Genomic DNA, 17,258 nt, shown 5'->3' on the forward strand with positions numbered 1-17,258 from the left:
GCATCAGATGTGGGGCGCGGCGCGCCGGTTGCAACCGGGTATTCAGGCGATGCGGCTCATCAGCACCATGGCGAGCAACGCACAGGCCAGACCCGCGTATTCGCGCAGGTGCAGCGGCTCGTTGAACCAAAGCGCGCCGATGATGGCGAGGGCGACGAGGGTCAGCATCGAATAGGCGACTGCGGCCTGCACGAGGGTGATGTGCTGCATGGCGAAAAACCACAGAACCGCCGAGACGCCGTAAAGAACCACGCCGATCACAACGTAAGAGGACGAAATCGCATGCCCCGCATCCGCCGCCACCTTGATGATACTGTCACCGATGATGACGATGAGAGCCGTGAAAATGATAAAGCCGTAACCAAAAGCGAGTTGGGTCATGAAATGCCCTTTCCGAAAAGCAGGGGGAATGCCCTGTTTTTGAGTGTGGCATAGAAACGGCTGGATGGATGTGAACCAGTTTACATAGATGGCGAGACTTCTGTGAGCAATGCCCGACGCATAAAATCCGTGTGGTTTCCGTCGGTGTGTAGCACCAAAAACTAGACAATCTGCGCGCATTTATTTGAGTTAATTCGAAGGCGCGTTCTGTGAGTTTAGGTATTTTCAAGTTGACGGTTTAGGGAAATATGGATATATGAAAATATGAAAGGAAAATATGAAATGCAGAACATTGAAGTATATGCACGTGATTTTCAGCGACTGCAGGCCTTTGCGACGCCGCTAGTAGACAGTGCGGCCACCGCTTTTGCTAAGGTTTTGGATATTGCAGAAGCCGCAGAAGCCGCAAAGGACTCACGGAGTAGCCGGACTGAGGTTGAATTAGCAACGCGGATGGGTAAGCACTTTGGTCCACATGAGGTTCCTCCGTTGCGTCACACAAAAGTTTTGGAAGGTTCATTTGCAGGCCGCGAAATCGAAAAGCCGACTTGGGACGCTTTGGTTAAAGCATCTTTACATGCGCTTTGGAACGAACACGGCGAATTCAGGGCTGTCAAGAATTGTTCCGGTGCAAATATCGTAGAAGGCGTGAAGAGTGATGAGGGTTACAAATTTTTGCCAGAACTGAACTTATCCTACCAAGGCGTTTCGTCTGACGATGCGATTGAGATAGCAATTCGATCAGCACGTTCGTTGAAACAAAGTTTGCAGATCGACTTTGTTTGGAGGGACAAGAAAGGCGCATACCTTCCAGGAGAGCGTGCGAGGATCAAAATTTAACGCCCCCGCTTCCGCTTCACCCCGCCGCGCATGCCGCCGCGGCCCAGTGTGCTGCGGCCTGAGGCTTTGGCGCTGTCTTCCACGGCTTTTTCCACTGCATACTGACGCGCCATGGGGTCGTCGGCGATGGCGAGGTCGACGGCTTCGAGGCGTTTGACTTCGTCGCGCAACCTTGCGGCCTCTTCGAATTCGAGGTTCTCGGCGGCCTTGCGCATATCCGTGCGCAGCCCGTCCAGCACCGCCTGCAGGTTGCCGCCCGCCATCTGCTTGTCGATCTTGGCGGTGACGCGGGATTGGTCCGTGTCGCCTTTGTAAAGCCCGGCGAGGATATCCTCGACGTTCTTTTTCACCGTTGTCGGGGTGATGCCGTGTTTTTCGTTATAGGCGATCTGTTTGGCGCGGCGGCGGTTGGTTTCCTCGATCGCGCGTTCCATCGAGCCGGTAATGCGGTCGGCGTACATGATCACGCGCCCTTCGGCATTGCGCGCGGCGCGCCCCGTGGTCTGGATCAGTGAGGTTTCAGAGCGCAGGAAGCCTTCCTTATCCGCATCCAGAATCGCCACCAGCCCACATTCGGGGATGTCCAAACCTTCGCGCAGCAGGTTGATCCCGATCAGCACGTCAAAGGCACCCAGCCGCAGATCGCGCAGGATTTCAATGCGTTCCAGCGTGTCGATATCGCTGTGCATGTAGCGCACGCGGATGCCCTGTTCGTGCATGTATTCGGTGAGGTCCTCGGCCATGCGTTTGGTGAGCGTCGTGACCAGTGTGCGGAAGCCATCGGCGGCCACCTTGCGTACTTCATCCAGCAGATCGTCCACCTGCATCTCGACCGGGCGGATTTCGATTTCCGGGTCGATCAGGCCGGTGGGGCGGATGATCTGTTCGGTAAACACACCGCCTGTCTGGTCCATTTCCCAGGCGGCGGGCGTGGCGGAAACAAAGACCGATTGCGGGCGCATGGCGTCCCATTCCTCGAACTTGAGGGGGCGGTTGTCCATGCAGGAAGGCAGGCGGAACCCGTGTTCGGCCAGCGTGAATTTGCGCCGGTAGTCGCCTTTGTACATGCCGCCGATCTGCGGCACGGAGACGTGGCTCTCATCGGCAAAGACGATGGCGTTGTCGGGGATGAATTCAAAGAGCGTGGGGGGCGGCTCCCCCGGTGCGCGACCGGTCAGATAGCGCGAATAGTTCTCGATCCCGTTGCACACGCCCGTGGCTTCCAGCATCTCAAGGTCGAAGTTCGTGCGCTGCTCCAGCCGCTGCGCTTCGAGCAGTTTGCCATCGCCCACGAGTTGATCGAGCCGGGTGCGCAGCTCTTTCTTGATGCTGATGATTGCCTGCTGCATCGTGGGTTTCGGCGTCACGTAGTGGCTGTTGGCATAAACGCGGATTTGCTCGAATGTGTTGGTTTTCTCACCGGTCAGCGGGTCGAATTCGGTGATAGATTCCAGTTCTTCGCCGAAAAAAGACAACTTCCAGGCGCGGTCTTCAAGGTGGGCGGGAAAGATTTCGAGGCTGTCGCCGCGCACCCGGAAAGACCCACGCTGAAAGGACTGATCGTTGCGGCGGTATTGCTGCGCCACCAGATCCGCCATCACCTGTCGCTGGTCATACATCCGCCCGGTCTTGAGGTCCTGCGTCATGGCGCCGTAGGTTTCCACCGATCCGATGCCATAGATGCAGGACACCGAGGCCACGATGATCACGTCGTCGCGTTCAAGCAGGGCGCGTGTCGCGGAGTGGCGCATGCGGTCGATCTGTTCGTTGATCTGGCTCTCTTTCTCGATGTAGGTATCCGAGCGCGCCACATAGGCTTCGGGCTGATAGTAGTCGTAGAAGCTGACGAAATACTCCACCGCGTTATCGGGAAAGAACCCTTTGAACTCGCCATAGAGCTGGGCAGCGAGGGTTTTGTTGGGGGCCAGAATGATCGCGGGGCGTTGCGTTTCCTCGATCACCTTGGCCATGGTAAAGGTCTTGCCCGTGCCGGTCGCCCCCAGAAGCACTTGGTCGCGTTCCCCGCTCAGCACACCGGCAGCGAGTTCCTTGATGGCGGTGGGCTGGTCACCTGCGGGTTCGAAGTCGGTCGCCAGCTTGAAGCGCTTGCCACCCTCCAGTTTCTCGCGGGCGCGCACGTCGGGTGCAGCGTTGGCCAGAACGGCCTCGGTGGTGTCGGAATGTGCGTAGGGCATGCGGTTCTCTCTTTCCCTGCCAAGATGCGCTTATCTGCGCCATGATCAAGGCCAGTGCCTGTGCTTGCTGACATGTTTTGGCAGGAAAGCAAACGGGACGGCGGGGGCGCGTCGGGGCCCCGTCGCGCAACGGCCCGTTGTCAGGCCGGGCGCGACCGTCGGATTTTCTGGGGCCCTTGCGCTACGCCTTTGAGTTAAATTAGCCGGGATGCGCGTATTTGGCGTCTTGCTCTTGAGGGGAAAATTGCCGATATACATGCATGATTTTTGAGGAGTGGCACGATGCGCGCGCGAATTTATCAACCTGCCCGAACCGCAATGTCATCCGGCTTGGCGAAAACGCATAAATGGATACTGGAGTTCGCGCCTCAGTCCTCGCGCGAGGTTGATCCGTTGATGGGGTGGACATCGTCTAGCGATATGCAGTCGCAGGTCAGGCTGCGCTTTGACTCCAAGGAAGCCGCGGTGGAATATGCGCGCGAGAATGGCATCGACGCCGATGTGCAGGAGCCAAAGAAGCGCCGCCCGAACATTCGTCCCGGTGGATACGGCGAGAATTTCGCAACGGGACGCCGTGGGGCGTGGACACATTAAAGCGTCATGCGGAAAACTTGAGTAACGTAACGACGCCTGAAATCAAGGACTTCAGCGCGTGATATTTCAGGTATTTCGTCAGACGCTCACGTACCTTGTAAAGCACTCGAAAACCCGGCGGACGACGTGTTGTCGGGTCGCTCCGATCCGTGGCGTGGCTGTGGAATCATTTGAACAAGCGCTCGGTAACTTTCGTTTTTTGCGACGGGGCATCTTGTCTGAAATGGATGACACCTTGCAGATGTCTTTGCACGATGCGCATTTCGTCAATTGACCGGGCGCAGGGCGAGGGTTAGACACACGCGAGCAGGGGACGGCTGAATGGCTCATCCTGCTGCAAACGCGGGCCGTTAGCTCAGCTGGATTAGAGCAGGGAACTTCTAATTCTCAGGTCGGGGGTTCGAGTCCTCCACGGCTCGCCACTTTCTTTAAAGCGTCATGCGAAAAACCTCGCTCACGCAACGCTGCCTGATATCAAGGATTTCAACGCGGTACGTGATGTTTCAGGTATTTCGCCGGACGCTCTGGTCATCCGACCTCCGCTCGGTTTCCAGGACATTTAACTTGGCTCATTGATCTGTGACCTGCCGATGGCGGTGAGATCACACGAGGAGGGGAAAGGGTGAGAGGCTGGATAACGACCCAAGCGGGGCTCGTTACGGCTGCTTCCTTCCGGATCTGACCGGGTTGGCGAGGCGCTCGCCCGCACCAACCTCTCACTTTCCATATAGGCAAGAGGGTTGCGTTGCGCAAGACCGCGTTTGCGCTCAAAGCGTGATACGGATGCGCAGGAAACCGTCATCGGTCTGGCCGCACACCTGTGGTTTGAGATGGGCGATCTCGTGGAGATGGCTTTCGGCCTCCGGCGCCGTCAGTAGAATCGCGCTGCGGCAGATATCCTTGGGAAACGACCATGGCTGCGTGGCCTGCAAGGCATCAAAGTCCGGATCGCTGAGGTAATCCATCACGGCGGCCTGCAGCGGCGCATGGCCCTGCACGACGATCTCATCCCGCGAAAACACCTTGAACAGCCCGCCCCCGCTGGCGCGATGGTCGGTTGTTGCGACAAGAAACTCCTGAGCGTCCTGCAAGGGCGCATCGTTCCACGTTATATCCCCGATCCTGCCACGCGCGCCGGGAACGGCCTGCCCGGCGGCATCAAAACGTGCAGGGCGGGAAGGGTCGATCTCGTAGCGTAACCCGTAGATAAAATCGCACCGGAAGCTCGGGATGTGGGTGTTGATCAGCATCTGGTCCGGTGCGTCGGGCATCAGCGTGTTGAAAATCAGGGCAGAGCGTTCGAGCCAGTCACGAATCTGTGCTCCGGTGGTTTTGACCGCCCAGACGTGGTTGGCATAGGGGTTCATGCCCGAGATATGGCGCCTTTCAACTTTGCCCTCTGAGAGGAACAGAAAGTTCTCCGGCCCGTCAAACCCACCCGTTGAGGGGGCGGATGCAGCGGCCAGAAGGGGCAGGTCAGCATATTTTGTGCCTGCAATGATCTTGCGGATGGCCTTGTGTTTTGACGCTGCAAGCAGGGCTGGTATCGGACTGGGCTGGCATAGCGCAAAATAGCTGTGCATGGGTTTTTCGATATGGGTGACCTGTTGGCCAAGGTGGCGCCGGGTCTGGTCATGCATGTCTTGCGTGCAGGCAATGATGTCGGTGTCTTCGGCGGTATTCGGACCCGTCGCCCAGAGCGCAATCTGCGCGTCGGCCATGGTACAGAGGCTTGCTGCATCTGCCTTGCGAAGCGTCAGATCAATGACACCGAGGTCATTGCCGGTCGGACCGGGTTGCACCACGGGTTTGCCGTGGACACGTCCCGTGACGGTATTTACATGTTTCAGACCCGCGTGATCAGGACCGGGAAAACGCAGGTGCGTGTGCCCTGCCACGACGATGTCCACGTCGGCAAGCTGGGCAACTTCGCTCACTAGATTCTGCGCTGCGGGCCCCTCGTCGAACAGGGAAAAGCCCATATGCGCCAGTACGATGATCAGATCGACGCCCTGCGCGCGCAACGCCGCCGCCGCGTCGCGCAAGGCGGGTATCGGGGGGGTAAATGCGACGCGGTCTTTCAGTTGATGTTGGTTCCACAGCGCAGTTTTGTCGGGCAGGCTGGACAGGATTCCCATTCGAAGGGTTTCGGGCTTGCCATATTGGTCGGTCAAGCTGCGTTCGAGGATCACTTGTGTTTTGACGGTGTTCAGTTCTGACGAGATCAGGTTTGAACAGACGACCGGCATGTTTTGCTCAAACAGCACCTTGTCGAGATGCGCGCTGCCGTAGTCAAAATCGTGATTGCCCAGCCCGCCCGCGTCATAGTGCAGCGCATTCATCGCCTGAACCATGGGGTGCGGGCCATGGATTTCGTCGCGCGCCAGCAGGTCCGCCATGGGCGTGCCCTGAAATGTGTCGCCATTGTCTAACAGCAGGCACGCAGCCCCGGCTTCATCTGCTTCCCGGCGCGCCTTTTTGATCAGCGTCGCCAGCTTTGCCAGACTGCCACCGGTATTGGGGCGGTCATTGACATAGTCGAAACAGGTCATCTGCATGTGCAGATCACTGGTTGCCAGAATGCGCAGGCGAAATTCTCTGGACCGTGCGTCTGTTATTTTCTTTCTCCGGATCGGCATGGCAAGACAACTGATGGGTGTATCAACTTCCAACAGATCATGCTGGGGTTGGCAAGGCTTGGTGGCGAGTTTATTGCCCAAGCTCTTGAACTCTTTATGTTTGCATGCAAATGCTCAACGCCCATGCGGCGGAGCAGATATGAAACGTGCAGAAACAGTAACTTTTGGCGGCTCAGATCTGGACCGGGCCGGCGAGATCCGCGCCAACCCGGCGGCACTGGCTGCCACGAAAACCGATCCCGAAAGCCGTGCGGTGCTGTTCTGGCGTGGCAAGCCGCTTTTGTCGCTTGATACCCCGGCCACGCTTGTGCGCCTGCCGCTGGATCACCCGGTGCTGCGTCATGCGTCACAGGACAGTATTCTGCTCGGGCGCGAAGACGGTGCGGCACGGTTTGCCTTTGAATTGTCAAACTGGGTGCCCGAGGATCTGGACGAGGATCAGTTGGGCGGGTTTCTTGACCCTTCCGAGCAAAGGCATCCTGATCTGCCGGATGACATGGTATTTGCAGAATTGCGCCGGGTCATGACATGGCTGTCACCGCGCGATGCTGAACTGGCCGCCACCGGCAAGGCGGTGTTCGGCTGGCACGCGACCCATGGGTTTTGCGCCTGCTGTGGAGTGGAGACGGATATGGTGCAGGCGGGCTGGCAACGGCGGTGCCCCGCGTGCAATGCGTCGCATTTTCCGCGCACGGATCCGGTTGTTATCATGCTGGTGACAAACGGTAACTCTGTGCTGGTCGGGCGTTCGCCGGGATGGCCGGACAAGATGTATTCGCTCCTCGCGGGGTTTGTCGAACCGGGTGAAACGCTCGAAGCGGCGGTTCGGCGCGAGGTTTTCGAAGAGGTCGGCGTGCGCATTGGTGCGGTTGAATATCTTGCCAGCCAGCCATGGCCTTTTCCCGCGTCCTTGATGTTTGGCTGCGCCGCTGAAGCGCTGAACACGGAGCTGACGATTGACCCGCTGGAAATCGAAGATGCCATGTGGGTCAGCAAGGAAGACATGTTGATCGCTTATTCAGGGCATCACCCCGATATTCTGCCCGCGCGCAAGGGGGCGATTGCGCATTTCCTGATCCAACACTGGCTGGCGGATCGTCTGGAGTGACACCGAGTAAACCGCGCAGGGTCAGACAATGGCTGGCGCGCACAGCGCATTGATTTACGCAGTCGCGGCTGCATCTTTGCGCAAAAGGCAACAAAGGCGTTGAGATGGATATTTCGCTGAGCAAGGAGATCGACGCACCGGCCGCGTTTGTTTTTCAGGCAGTCACGGATTTCGAGCGGTTTGAAAAGGTTGCGATCGCGCGCGGGGTAAAGGTGCACCGACGCGCCGCGCCTTCTGATGCGGTGGCGGGGCCAGTTTGGGATGTGCAGTTTCTGTTTCACGGCAAAGCGCTGGACCTGACCCTTGCGGTGACGGACCTTATGGCACCGGATCATCTGGTCATGTCCGTGCTGGCGAAATCGTTCAAAGGGCGGGCCATGTGCCAATTGTCACCGCGCGAAACCGAAAAGACGCAGATGACCCTGAGCTTCATGTTTGAAGGTCAAACACTCTCTGGCCGTCTGTTTCTGAAGGCGCTGGAGGTGACCAAAGCCACGATGGAACAAAAGATTGCAAAACGCATGGCTGATTTCGCCCGCGAGACGGAAAGCGCTTATCGCGCCACCGTCTGATCGCGATCCGGATGCGCGGGATAAACACCGAGGATTTCAATCATATTGGTGAAATAGTCCAACTCTTCCAAGGCACGCCGCACGCCCGGATCATCCGGGTGGCCTTCGATATCCGCATAAAACTGGGTTGCCGTGAACGACCCGCCGACCATGTAGCTTTCCAGTTTCGTCATATTGACGCCATTGGTCGCAAACCCCCCCATGGCCTTATAGAGGGCCGCGGGAATGTTGCGGACCTCGAAGACAAAGGTGGTGATCATCTTGTCCGCGCGACGTGTCTTGTCCAAATCGTGCGACATCAACAAGAAGCGGGTGGTGTTGTGATGTTCGTCCTCGATGTCGCGGGCCAGAATATCAAGACCATGTATGTCGGCCGCCACGGCACTGGCCAAAGCACCAACGCCGGGTTCGGGGTGGCGCGCAAGTTCCGCCGCGGCCCCTGCGCTATCGGCGGCCGCTTCGGCAGTGATCCCGTGGCGATCCAGAAAACTGCGCGCTTGCGGGATCAGGACAAGATGGGCGCGGATGTGCCTGACCTCTGCGAGGCTGACACCCTTGGGGGCCATCAGGTTTATGCGAACGCGCACGAACCCCTCGTCAATGATGTGCAGTCCGCTTTCTGGCAGCAACCTGTGAATATCCGCAACCCGACCATAGGTTGAATTTTCCACCGGCAGCATGGCGAGATCCGCATCACCCGCGTGCATCGCCGCAATCACATCGTCGAATGTGGCGCATGGCACGGGAATCGCATCGGGGCGCGCATTCAATGCTGCCTCGTGGCTATACGCACCAAGCGCCCCCTGAAAAGCGATGCGGACGGCAGTTTTACGGGTCATTACGGTTTCCTAATACATTCGTGCGAAAAAAGAGGCGTTTCGTCGCGGTAAGTACACCTTGCCACGGCCAAGGTGAAGACGTAGATAGCGCGTCAAGAAGTTAGTGATGGAACCTACCCATGCTTGATACAATGACATTTACGAAAGCAGCCGGTGGCATTTGTGGTGCCTTGCTGGTGTTCCTTCTGGGCAAATGGGCCGCAGAAGAACTCTACCACGTAGAGATGCATGGTGAAGCATCCTATGTGATCGAAGTCGAAAGCGGTGAAGACACCGCCGAAGTGGAAGAAGTTGATTTCGCGACCATCATGGCGTCGGCAAGCGTGGAAGACGGCGCGAAGGTTTTCCGCAAGTGTTCAGCCTGTCACAAGCTGGTTGAGGGCGAGAACGTCGCCGGACCATATCTTTACGGTGTGGTTGGGCGCGACAAGGCTGCGGCAGAAGGCTATGGCTATTCGGATGCGCTCGCCTCCATGGAAGGTGCCTGGACGCCGGAAAACCTGAGCGGTTTCCTTGAAAAACCATCTTCCTATGCGCCCGGTACCTCCATGGGGTTTGCAGGGCTGCGCAAGGTTGAGGATCGCGCCAATGTGATCGCCTACCTCGACAGCCTCGACGACTGATCGAAAAGACACACCAATTGATCAAGCCGCGTGCATCTCTGCCCGCGGCTTTTTTATTCTTTGCCGGGTATGTTGGCGGCTACAATCACATTTTCGCAACTTGTATCTTGGCCCGGCGTCCCGTTAGCTTACATCTGAGGGAAGAAGCCGGGGCACTCCGGCGCGCAAAAGGAGGACGTCCAGATGGCAGGATCGCAAGTTCGGATCGATAAGAACCAGCAAAACAAGGGTCTGGTTGGTCTTAGTCTTGGCATTCTGGTCTTGGCAATCTGCTCCTTCTGGACAACTTCGGCGCGCGCGGCGGACAATATGATCGTCAGCCATGGCTATTCCTTTTACGGTGACTTGAGCTATCCTGCCGATTTCGCGCATTTTGATTATGTGAACCCTGATGCGCCCAAAGGTGGTGAAATCGCATTGAGCGTGGTGGGGACATTCGATTCGATGCACCCCTACACGCGCAAGGGCCGCGCCGGTGCCCTGTCCAGCATCATGTATGAAAGCCTGCTGGGTGATGGCACTGGCGGCGCAAGTGCCCCGGCGGACACCTATGGCGAATCCTACTGTTTGCTGTGCGAAAGGGTCGAATACCCCGAGACCAAGGATTGGGTGATCTTTTACATGCGCCCTGAGGCGCGGTTCTCTGACGGAACCCCTGTAACGGCGCATGACATTGCCTTCAGCCACAACCTGCTGCTGGATGAGGGCCTGAAATCCTATGCGGATGCGGTGCGCAAGCGTATTCCCAAGGTCGAAGTCATTGATGATCACACCATCAAATTCTATTTCACCGAAGGCATTTCGCGCCGCAGCCTGATTGATCAGGTCGGCTTTGTGCCTGCGTGGTCCAAGAAATGGTACGAGGAAACCGGCGCTGGCCTTGATGAAAGCCGGCTCGAAGTGTCGCCCGGTTCCGGGCCTTACATGATCGACAGTGTCGATGTGAACCGTCGCATCACCTACAAGCGCAACCCGGATTACTGGGGTCAGGATTTGCCGTTCAACGTCGGACGCAACAACTTTGACGAGATTCGCATCGAGTACTTCGGCGATGACACGGCGGCATTCGAGGCGTTCAAGGCGGGGGAATACACCTTCCGCAGCGAAGGTGATTCCAAGAAATGGGCAACCGGCTATGATTTTCCCAAGACCCGCGACGGGCTGGTGGTCACCAAGGAACTGCCCAACGGATCACCGCCCACGCCCTCGGGTATCGTTTTCAACCTTGGCCGCGACACGCTGACGGACCGCCGGGTGCGTCAGGCTCTGGCGCTGGCCTTCAACTTTGAATGGACAAACGAAAGCCTGCAATACGGATTGTTCCGGCAGCGCGCGTCTTTCACGCAGGGCACGCCTGTGATGGCCGTTGACCTGCCCGTTGATGCGGAACTTGCGTTCCTGCAAAGCCTTGGCGACCTCGTGCCGCCGGAAATGCTGAGCGAACCGGCTTTGGTGCCACATACTTCCAACGCTGAACGCCTGCTGGACCGACGCAATGCACGCAAGGCCATGCGACTGCTGGACGATGCAGGCTGGGTTGTCGGGGACGACGGTATCCGCAGGAATGCGGATGACGAAACCCTATCGCTGAATTTCCTGTTCAACAGCGCCACTTCACCGACGCTGAGCGCGGTAATGGAGAACTACGTTGCCAATGTGAAAACACTGGGCGTCGACATCACTTTTGAAAAGGTGGACGCCGCGCAATACACGACGCGCGAGCGGGACCGCGATTATGACCTTGTCTTTGACGCCTATGCGGCATTTCTGGGCACCGGCACCGGTTTGATGCAGCGCTACGGCTCAGAGGCGGCGGAATTTTCGCTGTTCAACCCGGCAGGGCTCGCCAGCCCTCTAGTGGATGCCATCATCGAACGGTCGCTGAACGCCACAACACGCGAAGAAGAGCAGGCATCCCTGACAGCGCTCGACCGGGCGCTGCGCTATGAATTCATCATGATCCCCGTCTGGTATAACCCCAGCCACTGGGTCGCCTATTATGACCAGTATGAGCACCCGGCGGAGATCCCGCCCTTTGCCCTCGGGCAATTGGATTTCTGGTGGTACAATCAGGATAAGGCGGATGCCTTGCGCGCCGCCGGAGCGCTGAGGTAACGCCGTGGGCGCCTATATTATCAGACGGTTGTTGCTGATCATTCCGACGCTGCTCGGGATCATGCTGATCAACTTCGCGCTGGTGCAATTCGTGCCCGGCGGCCCGGTGGAACAGGCCATTGCCCGTATCCAGGGGGGCGGCGACGTATTCGAAGGGTTTTCCGGCGCAAATAATGATGCCGGTGCGCAGGATCTGAGTGCCGGGAACGACAGCCAGTATATCGGAGCGCGCGGGCTGCCGCCGGAATTCATCGCGGAGTTGGAAGCGGAGTTCGGTTTTGACAAACCGCCCGTTGAGCGGTTCCTGAACATGATCTGGAACTACATGCGCTTTGACTTCGGAGAGAGCTATTTCAGGTCGATCTCCGTTATTGACCTGATCAAGGAAAAGCTGCCCGTGTCGATCACCTTGGGGCTGTGGTCCACCTTGATTGCCTATCTTGTGTCGATCCCGCTGGGCATCCGCAAGGCGGTCAAGGACGGCACCAGTTTTGATACCTGGACCTCTGGGGCCATCATCGCGGCCTATGCGATCCCGGGGTTTCTGTTTGCGATCCTACTGCTGGTGCTGTTTGCCGGGGGCTCCTATTGGCAGATCTTTCCGCTGAGGGGGCTGACGAGCGATAACTTCGATGAGCTGTCGGCCTGGGGCAAGGTTGTCGATTACTTCTGGCACATCACGCTGCCGGTCATGGCCTCGACGATTTCGGCTTTTGCCACGCTTACGCTGCTGACCAAAAACAGTTTTCTGGATGAGATCAAGAAACACTACGTCATGACGGCGCGCGCCAAGGGGCTGACAGAGGCGCGCGTGCTTTATGGGCATGTGTTCAGGAATGCGATGCTGATTGTCATCGCAGGTTTCCCGGCGGTGTTCATCGGTGTGTTCTTTGGCGGCTCGCTGATCATCGAAACCATCTTCAGCCTTGATGGATTGGGCCGATTGGGTTTTGAGGCCGCCGTTGCCCGGGATTATCCGATTGTCTTTGGCACGCTGTTCATCTTTGGCCTGATCGGGCTGATCGTGGGGCTGCTGTCTGATCTGATGTATGTGCTGGTTGATCCGCGCATCGACTTTGAACGGCGGGAGGGCTAGGGAATGGCGGCTATTGACCCCCTGCCAGAGGCTTCACCGGCACCAGGCGCTGCACCCAAAGCTGCGCCAAAACGCGGACGCCTGTCGCCGTTGAACCAACGGCGGTGGCGCAATTTCAAACGCAACAGGCGGGCCTATTGGTCCTTGTGGATCTTCTCGATCCTGTTCGGGTTGTCGATCTTTGCCGAGTTTATCGCCTATGACAAACCCATCCTCGTGCAATACCGGGGCGAGCTTTACACGCCGATCTGGAATTTTTACCCGGAAACGGCCTTTGGCGGCGATTTCCAGACCGAAGCGGTCTATCGCGATCCGGAGGTGAAATGTCTGATCGCCACAGGCGGTCTTGATCTGTGTTTTGATGATCCCGAAGGTTATATTGAAGACGCGAGCGATGGCATCATCGACGGTGATCCGATTGAAAAGGGTTGGGCGATCTGGCCGCTGATCCCCTATTCCTACGATACGGCTGTTGACCGGCCCGGTGCGGCCCCCTTGCCGCCAAACGGCGAAAACCTGTTGGGCACGGATGGCACGAAACGCGATGTGATGGCGCGGGTCGTGCATGGGTTCCGATTGTCGATTTTCTTTACGTTGATGGTCACCGGACTGGCCAGCATTATCGGCATCATCGCCGGTGCTGTGCAGGGGTATTTCGGCGGCAAGACCGACCTGATCTTTCAGCGCATCATCGAAATCTGGTCCTCCACACCGCAGCTTTACGTCATCATCATCCTGTTTGCCATTCTGGGGCGAAGTTTCTGGTTGCTCGTCCTGCTGATGGTGCTTTTTGGGTGGATGTCCCTTGTTGGTGTGGTGCGTGCGGAATTCCTGCGTGCCCGTAATCTGGAATATGTCCGGGCTGCCCGCGCCTTGGGTGTGTCCAACATCACCATCATGTTCCGGCATATGCTGCCCAATGCGATGGTGGCGACGCTGACCATGCTGCCCTTTATCGTGACGGGGACAATCGCGACGCTTGCGGGTCTGGATTTTCTTGGCTTTGGCTTGCCGTCCTCTGCGCCGTCGCTGGGCGAATTGACGTTGCAGGCGAAACAGAACCTGCAGGCCCCCTGGCTGGCCTTCACCGCGTTCTTTACCTTCGCAATCATGTTGTCGCTGCTGATCTTCATCTTTGAAGGGATCCGCGACGCCTTCGACCCCAGAAAGACCTTTTCATGAGTGCACTGCTGGATGTGAAGGACCTGGTGGTAAAATTCAGGCAGGACGGCGCGTTGACGACCGCCGTGAAGGGCGTGAGCTTTTCGGTTGAGCGGGGAGAAACCGTCGCCTTGGTGGGCGAATCCGGGTCGGGAAAATCCGTCTCGGCCTTATCCACGGTGTCTCTGCTGGGGGATAGCGCCGAGGTGTCGGGCTCTGTCACCTATGACGGTCAGCAGATGATCGGGGCGAGCGAGACGCTGTTGCGCAAGGTGCGGGGCAATGACATCAGCTTTATCTTTCAAGAGCCGATGACATCGCTTAACCCCTTGCACACAATCGAAAAGCAACTGGGCGAAAGCCTTGCCTTGCATCAGGCGCTGAGCGGGGCCGCGGCACGGGCGCGTATTATCGAACTGCTTGAACAGGTGGGTATCCATGACGCCGCAACACGCGTGACAAGCTATCCGCATCAGCTGTCGGGCGGGCAACGCCAGCGGGTCATGATCGCCATGGCGCTGGCCAACAAACCGGATGTGCTGATTGCGGATGAACCCACAACTGCGTTGGATGTGACAATTCAGGCGCAGATTCTCGACCTGCTCAAGGATTTGAAGGACCGTCTGGGCATGGGTCTTCTGTTCATCACCCACGACCTTGGCATTGTGCGGCGCATTGCCGACAAGGTCTGCGTGATGCAACATGGCGAAATCGTCGAAAGCGGCAAAACCACCGAGATATTTGCCAACCCGCAACACCCCTACACGCAAAAACTGTTGAGTGCCGAGCCGTCGGGCGCGCCGGTCTCTGTGCCGGATCAGGCGACCATCGTGGCCCAGACCGACAACCTCAAGGTCTGGTTCCCGATCGAGGCGGGATTGCTGCGTCGCACCGTCGGGCACGTCAAAGCGGTCAATGATGCCAGCATGAGCGTGCGCGCGGGTGAAACCATCGGCGTGGTGGGCGAATCCGGGTCGGGTAAGACCACGATGGCGCTGGCTCTGATGCGGCTGATCGCGTCAGAGGGCAAGATCACCTTCATGGATCAGGATGTGCGCAAGTGGTCCACGCGTCAGCTGCGCAGCCTGCGCAAAGACATGCAGATCGTGTTTCAGGACCCTTTCGGGTCACTCAGCCCGCGGATGACCTGTATGCAGATCATTGCCGAAGGGCTGGGCATTCACAGCGTTGATCCGGACCGCGAACACCGGGACCTTGTGCATGATGTGATGGTGGAGGTGGGCCTCGATCCGGCCACGATGGACCGCTATCCGCATGAATTCTCCGGAGGACAGCGTCAGCGCATCGCAATCGCACGCGCGATGGTGTTGCGCCCCAAACTGCTGGTGCTGGATGAGCCGACATCGGCGCTGGATATGACGGTACAGGTGCAGATCGTGGATTTGCTGCGGGATCTGCAAAAGAAATACGGGCTGGCCTACATTTTCATCAGCCACGATTTGCGCGTCGTGCGCGCCATGTCGCACCGCGTGATGGTCATGAAACGCGGTGATGTGGTTGAGGCGGGCAGCGTCGAGCAGGTATTCGAAGCACCGCGCCACGAATACACGCGCAGCTTGCTGGCGGCCGCGACCTAGAGCGTCATGCGAAAAACCTGCGGCGCGTGACACGGCCTGAAATCAAGGGTCGCAACGCGTTACGTGATATTTGAAGGTTCAGGCACTTCGTCAGAGGCTCTCATCCTCAGATTGCCGACACATGTCCCGCGCTGGACATTTCATAGGCATCAAAATGGCGCGCTATGATCCGTGCCAGCGCGTGCCCATCGGGCAAAACCTGGAACCTGTCTTTTTTAAGTTGAACGATATCGCCAAAATGGGCTGCGGCCCGCGCCAGCAGGGCCCGAATGTGCGCTTCACGCTTCGGAAAGCGGGAGATCATATCATCGATGTCGACTTCGAAATCGCACATGATCGCTTCGATCAGACGCCCGCGCAGTCGGTCATCCTCTGAAAAGCAATGCCCGCGCGATGTGGAAAACGCGCCTTCGCGAATGGATTTGGTATAGCCGGATGTCGAGGGGTTGTTTTGAGCATAGCCCTGCGGGAAGCGCGAAATTGCCGATGCGCCCAGACCGATCAGCACTTCAGCCGGTTCATCCGTATACCCCTGAAAATTGCGGCGCAGTTTGCCGGTCCGCGCGGCCACGGCCAGCGTGTCGTGTGGCACGGCGAAGTGATCAATCCCGATCTGGCGATACCCGTCCCATTCAAACAGTTGCCGGGCTGTTTCAAAGAGTTTCAGCCGCTCTTCGGGTGCTGGCAGCGCATCGGACGGAATCAGCGATTGGCGCCGCGCCATCCATGGCACATGCGCGTAGCCGTAAAGCGCGACACGATCAGGCGACAACGTAAGAAGCTTCTGCACACTGGCGGCAATTTTTTCCGTCGTCTGATGTGGCAGTCCAAACAGGATATCCGTGTTCAGCGAATGCACCCCCGAGGCCCGCAACATATCCGCCGCAAAGCGTGTCACGTCGAAACTCTGCAGCCGGCCGATGGTTGTCTGTATCTCGACATCGAAATCCTGCACGCCAATCGAGGCGCGGGTCATACCGGCCGCTGCCAGCGCATCCACCCGGGACTGGTCTATTTCATTGGGGTCGACTTCGACCGAAAACTCACCATTTGGGGCCATGGGGGCCAGATCGTTGATTGCCCCGGCCAGCTCTTCGATCATGCCCGCTTCAAACAGGGTGGGCGTGCCGCCGCCCCAATGGACACGGCTGAGGCTGATGTCGGGCGGTAAAATGGCCGCCAACATACTTAATTCTGCTTTTAGTGTAGACAGATAGGCCGCCACTGGGCCATTATTTGATATGCCCTGAGTGCGGCAGGCGCAAAACCAACACAACCGTCGGCAAAACGGTATGTGCAAATACAATGAAATGCGGCTTCCCGGCGGTATCGCAGCGATCCAGGCGCGCGCGTCAGCGTCCGTGGTGTCGGCAGAAAACTGCGGAGCCGTCGGATAGCTGGTGTAACGCGGAACTCTTGCGTCAAATAGACCCAATTTGGCGAGTTTGGATGTCAGTGTCATGGAGACTGGATATGGTTTGTCGGAAGCGGAGACTT

General features: G+C 57.9%; 14 protein-coding genes, 1 tRNA gene and 1 other RNA gene. 10 read left to right on the forward strand and 6 right to left on the reverse strand.

Translation table 11 applies throughout. From position 1 onward, the window contains the following. Positions 1-42 precede the first annotated feature (42 nt). Positions 43-381 (reverse strand): EamA family transporter, encoded by a 339-nt coding sequence (locus RD1_RS05775; protein ID WP_044032972.1) that lies wholly within the window; start codon positions 379-381, stop codon positions 43-45. Positions 382-663: 282 nt separating this feature from the next. On the opposite strand from RD1_RS05775, the gene RD1_RS05780 reads away from it, so the two are divergent. Beyond that, positions 664-1,221 carry a T4SS efffector SepA family protein gene (locus tag RD1_RS05780; protein WP_105880325.1) on the forward strand — a complete coding sequence of 186 codons (558 nt, stop codon included), beginning with the start codon at positions 664-666 and terminating at the stop codon, positions 1,219-1,221. Here the strand turns inward: RD1_RS05780 and uvrB are convergent. Beyond that, complete coding sequence (uvrB, locus tag RD1_RS05785; RefSeq protein ID WP_011567521.1) at positions 1,218-3,416, reverse strand: excinuclease ABC subunit UvrB; 2,199 nt, start codon at positions 3,414-3,416, stop codon at positions 1,218-1,220. The genes RD1_RS05780 and uvrB overlap by 4 nt on opposite strands. A 282-nt stretch (positions 3,417-3,698) precedes the next feature. Between uvrB and RD1_RS05790 the strand changes: the two genes are divergently transcribed. Both RD1_RS05790 and RD1_RS05795 read left to right on the forward strand, forming a co-directional pair. Next, positions 3,699-4,010 carry an ETC complex I subunit gene (locus tag RD1_RS05790; RefSeq protein WP_011567522.1) on the forward strand — a complete coding sequence of 104 codons (312 nt, stop codon included), beginning with the start codon at positions 3,699-3,701 and terminating at the stop codon, positions 4,008-4,010. A gap of 344 nt (positions 4,011-4,354) precedes the next feature. Beyond that, positions 4,355-4,432: transfer RNA gene (locus RD1_RS05795), tRNA-Arg, on the forward strand. A gap of 199 nt (positions 4,433-4,631) precedes the next feature. On the opposite strand, the gene ffs is transcribed toward RD1_RS05795, so the two are convergent. Continuing rightward, an RNA gene (gene ffs, locus RD1_RS20655) (signal recognition particle sRNA small type) lies at positions 4,632-4,728 on the reverse strand. A gap of 49 nt (positions 4,729-4,777) precedes the next feature. Continuing rightward, positions 4,778-6,730 carry a 5'-nucleotidase C-terminal domain-containing protein gene (locus RD1_RS05800; protein ID WP_254658790.1) on the reverse strand — a complete coding sequence of 651 codons (1,953 nt, stop codon included), beginning with the start codon at positions 6,728-6,730 and terminating at the stop codon, positions 4,778-4,780. Between the two features lie 58 nt (positions 6,731-6,788). On the opposite strand from RD1_RS05800, the gene nudC reads away from it, so the two are divergent. Next, positions 6,789-7,757 carry an NAD(+) diphosphatase gene (gene nudC, locus RD1_RS05805; protein ID WP_011567525.1) on the forward strand — a complete coding sequence of 323 codons (969 nt, stop codon included), beginning with the start codon at positions 6,789-6,791 and terminating at the stop codon, positions 7,755-7,757. A 104-nt stretch (positions 7,758-7,861) separates the two neighbouring features. Further along, positions 7,862-8,329 carry an SRPBCC family protein gene (locus RD1_RS05810; RefSeq protein WP_011567526.1) on the forward strand — a complete coding sequence of 156 codons (468 nt, stop codon included), beginning with the start codon at positions 7,862-7,864 and terminating at the stop codon, positions 8,327-8,329. Here RD1_RS05810 and RD1_RS05815 read toward each other — a convergent pair. After that, on the reverse strand, positions 8,311-9,168 hold the full coding sequence (locus tag RD1_RS05815; RefSeq protein WP_011567527.1) for a prephenate dehydratase: 858 nt from the start codon (positions 9,166-9,168) through the stop codon (positions 8,311-8,313). The genes RD1_RS05810 and RD1_RS05815 overlap by 19 nt on opposite strands. 119 nt (positions 9,169-9,287) lie before the next feature. Here RD1_RS05815 and RD1_RS05820 point away from each other — a divergent pair, with 119 nt between their 5' ends. The 5 genes from RD1_RS05820 to RD1_RS05840 all read left to right on the forward strand — a co-directional run bounded on the left by RD1_RS05820 (position 9,288) and on the right by RD1_RS05840 (position 15,761). Further along, positions 9,288-9,791: a c-type cytochrome gene (locus RD1_RS05820; RefSeq protein ID WP_011567528.1), complete on the forward strand. Its 504-nt coding sequence runs from the start codon at positions 9,288-9,290 to the stop codon at positions 9,789-9,791. A 183-nt stretch (positions 9,792-9,974) separates the two neighbouring features. After that, positions 9,975-11,906 carry an extracellular solute-binding protein gene (locus RD1_RS05825; RefSeq protein WP_011567529.1) on the forward strand — a complete coding sequence of 644 codons (1,932 nt, stop codon included), beginning with the start codon at positions 9,975-9,977 and terminating at the stop codon, positions 11,904-11,906. Positions 11,907-11,910: 4 nt separating this feature from the next. Then, a complete protein-coding gene (locus RD1_RS05830; protein WP_011567530.1) occupies positions 11,911-13,002 on the forward strand; it encodes a microcin C ABC transporter permease YejB in 1,092 nt (363 codons plus the stop codon). 3 nt (positions 13,003-13,005) lie between these two features. Next, positions 13,006-14,184, forward strand: a complete 1,179-nt coding sequence (locus tag RD1_RS05835; protein ID WP_011567531.1) for an ABC transporter permease — start codon at positions 13,006-13,008, stop codon at positions 14,182-14,184. Next, complete coding sequence (locus RD1_RS05840) at positions 14,181-15,761, forward strand: ABC transporter ATP-binding protein (protein WP_011567532.1); 1,581 nt, start codon at positions 14,181-14,183, stop codon at positions 15,759-15,761. The genes RD1_RS05835 and RD1_RS05840 overlap by 4 nt, the downstream gene beginning before the upstream one ends. Positions 15,762-15,867: 106 nt before the next feature. Here the strand turns inward: RD1_RS05840 and hemN are convergent, their stop codons facing one another. Beyond that, positions 15,868-17,223, reverse strand: a complete 1,356-nt coding sequence (gene hemN / locus RD1_RS05845; protein WP_011567533.1) for an oxygen-independent coproporphyrinogen III oxidase — start codon at positions 17,221-17,223, stop codon at positions 15,868-15,870. Positions 17,224-17,258 lie beyond the last annotated feature (35 nt).

Source organism: Roseobacter denitrificans OCh 114 (assembly GCF_000014045.1).
Taxonomy (GTDB): Bacteria; Pseudomonadota; Alphaproteobacteria; order Rhodobacterales; family Rhodobacteraceae; genus Roseobacter; species Roseobacter denitrificans.